The sequence below is a fragment of the Mesorhizobium argentiipisi (SeqCode) genome (assembly GCF_037179585.1).
GTDB lineage: Bacteria > Pseudomonadota > Alphaproteobacteria > Rhizobiales > Rhizobiaceae > Mesorhizobium > Mesorhizobium argentiipisi.
Map to the genome: position 1 here is coordinate 1 of NZ_JAPYKO010000133.1, position 278 is coordinate 278.

A 278-nucleotide genomic window follows, 5' to 3' on the forward strand; every position below is an offset into this window, starting at 1 on the left:
GCGACTCGGCGGCAGAATCTGCTCCTGTGAAGCAACGCAGGAGGCGAACGATGGAATTCTTTTGCGGACTGGACGTAGCGATGGACGAGACGGCGGTGTGCGTCGTCGACGATCATGGCGCGGTGCATCTCGAGATGACGGCGGTGACTGATCCCGACGCGCTGTTTGCGACGTTGAAGCCGTTTCTGCCGCGCCTGCGCCGCGTCGGCCACGAGGCCGGCGCGTTGTCGCCCTGGCTGCATCCGGAGCTCAAGAAACTCGGCCTGCCGGCCGTCTGC

Annotated in this window: 1 pseudogene; it reads left to right on the top strand. The window is 65.5% G+C overall.

Annotated features, from left to right (window positions below):
* Nucleotides 1-50: 50 nt before the first annotated feature.
* Nucleotides 51-278: pseudogene (locus O7A05_RS34265) on the top strand (IS110 family transposase); the annotation flags it as partial.